Raw genomic sequence first — 2,301 nt, 5'->3', positions numbered from 1 at the left:
AAAGAAAGGTGTTACCCCAAAAGGTGACGATTTGGCTGTTTCCGGCGAGGTTATACGCGTTCAAGTGGCTGGATTAATTATTCGAAATATTCTTAGTGATGATGGTTTTTATCCAATAATTCATCGGATTGACAATACGTTATCACGAGCAATTGAAGAACTGGAAAAATAAAAAACGCACCTTGCATCTCGATTACCTTTAAACCTTACTTAGTGTCTGTCCATAAAGTATCCAGTGAATAAACTCCATTTTCAAGGCTTTATTCACGAGCCTCAAAATATTCAAAAGTCCTCATGAGCTCCCTACGGTCGGTTCGTAACTCAAAACCGTTGAGTCCGCGATTCATCGGTTTTGAGTTAGTACCTTATCTTTTATTTTGATGTTTTTTTTGGCATAAAATTCAATAGCAATATGCTGGAACCATTACCAGTTCTTTAATTTTCTGAGCCATGATGATTGTTTTTTTTCCGATTTTAGTGAGGTAATATTTGTAAGAATTGGCAGCCTTTTTTATTAGTCCGTGTACCCTTAACCGTTTAATCAACCTGCTTACTTTACTGCCATTAAAGCCAAGTAGTTTCTGCATGTTTTTGTTTCTAAACCCATTGATATTAAACTCACCACGAGCGATGGCTGTTAAAATCACTAAATCATTGACATTAAAAAAGTTAAATCCTTTGTAGTTCCTATTATTATCGCTTTTGGATGAGGTGATTTTCTCTAGCCTTTTTCTTCCAACTTCTTTATTGTCGAAAGCCGAAATAAATTCCAGATATCTTTTGTTTGATGCTTTCAGGTTGTCTGCTAGAAAGGAAAGGCTGTAGATGTTTTTCTTTAATGAAGCCATTTTGTGAGACGTTGTCCCGTCACGGTGTACTACCTCCCGGAAGTGTTTAAAAAAACTGATATCGTTTGATGTTGTTTCAATGCGCAATATTTTGTGGAACTTGTCGTACATTTTTATCGACACTGATCCCATTGAATGTTTTATGCGGCTGCCTTCGATGCGTACATTGTAATTGTTGCCAACTTCCCCTTTATATCTGGGGTCAAGTTTCTGTCCCAAAAATGTGGCGATGTTCTCAGGTTTAACTGTGTGTATGGCCGTTGCCACAAGTTCACCATAGATTGCTTGCAAACTTTCTTGTTTTTTAAATACAATATCGGTGGCATACTCGGCTTGCATCACGCTCCAATGATATCTCAAGTTAAAATCTTTATACACTGGGCAAAACTGCCAGGCAAACTCATCTAATTTGCGGTGAAGCTTCTCAATACTTATCTTGTCCGAAAGGTCTTGCGCTTTACCTGCATCTTCCAGACTATCAAAGGCATTGTCTATCATGGAGAATTTAACCCCTGCCTGTTTCAATTCTGAAGCCAGCAAATTGTGACCATTGACATAAACCTGCAAACGGAATGGACTCCAAGTAGGTACGCGTACATATCCCAAACCAACTTGCTCGTCAATAAAATAGAAATAGTAATGCAAACATTTACTCGTGCTTGGTTTTAAAAATGTTTTCCCCGTTGTTTTATCATGCCAAGGTTTATACGTATTGCATCCCTCCATTGCCGAGATAATATGGACAATGCCTGGATGATCGCCCCGTTTCTTAATCTTATCTGAAATAATTGATTCTTTTCTGATACCTGACTTGCGGATAAATTCAATTTCCACTTCATTCTCTTTCGCTATTCGCTCAGCATTTGAACGTATGGATTCTTTAAATGGCTCAGCAAATTTTGGATAGTCAAATATCCTTATTCCATTTTGGTACATATAGCTTGTCATCCCTTGAGAATAGGATATCTCAGGTAGTGTGCCGCTGATAATTAACCTGTCATAACATGAAAGTACGCAGGATATATCTCTTTTGTATGTTTCAGTTAATAGTTCCATAAAGCAAAGTTATGATTTTTTCCTTTTTGGTTCTGGCTTGTTCAGGTTAGGGATAAGCAATTTGATGAATCTTTCAGAAATTCTTACATGCATGATATTCGGACTTGTTGTCGGAAACCATAAGCATTCAGAAAAGCTGAAAGATTTAGAAGAAGCAGAAATTGGGTTTATCCTCCCCCTTTTCTACTTGTTGTTTTTTACCATTGCAGGAGCAAATTTGCATATCAAATCGCTCTCAAATGTAGGTTTAATTGGATTACTCTATATTGTAGGACGAATTACTGGAAAAGGAATAGGTGCTTATTTAGTACCTTATCTTTTATTTTGATGTTTTTTTTGGCATAAAATTCAATAGCAATATGCTGGAACCATTACCAGTTCTTTAATTTTCTGAGCC

The 2,301-nt window shown here is 36.9% G+C and carries 2 protein-coding genes; one reads left to right on the top strand and one right to left on the bottom strand.

All coding sequences use genetic code 11. The annotated features are described in order from the left end of the window. Window positions 1–401: 401 nt before the first annotated feature. Window positions 402–1,904 carry a hypothetical protein gene (locus VJ937_RS03965; protein ID WP_324065599.1) on the bottom strand — a complete coding sequence of 501 codons (1,503 nt, stop codon included), beginning with the start codon at window positions 1,902–1,904 and terminating at the stop codon, window positions 402–404. On the opposite strand from VJ937_RS03965, the gene VJ937_RS03960 reads away from it, so the two are divergent. Continuing rightward, window positions 1,879–2,232 carry a cation:proton antiporter gene (locus VJ937_RS03960; RefSeq protein WP_324065598.1) on the top strand — a complete coding sequence of 118 codons (354 nt, stop codon included), beginning with the start codon at window positions 1,879–1,881 and terminating at the stop codon, window positions 2,230–2,232. The two genes, VJ937_RS03965 and VJ937_RS03960, sit on opposite strands and share 26 nt — an antisense overlap. Window positions 2,233–2,301: the final 69 nt, after the last annotated feature.

Source organism: Salinivirga sp. (genome assembly GCF_035268865.1).
Lineage (GTDB): Bacteria > Bacteroidota > Bacteroidia > Bacteroidales > Salinivirgaceae > Salinivirga.
Note: the sequence above shows the minus strand (reverse complement) of the source record. Positions and strands in the feature narration are given on the sequence as shown.

Bases quoted from the DNA above. Each gene is read 5' to 3' on its own strand.
- VJ937_RS03965 (WP_324065599.1), bottom strand. From the start codon at position 1,904: ATGGAACTATTAACTGAAACATACAAAAGAGATATATCCTGCGTACTT.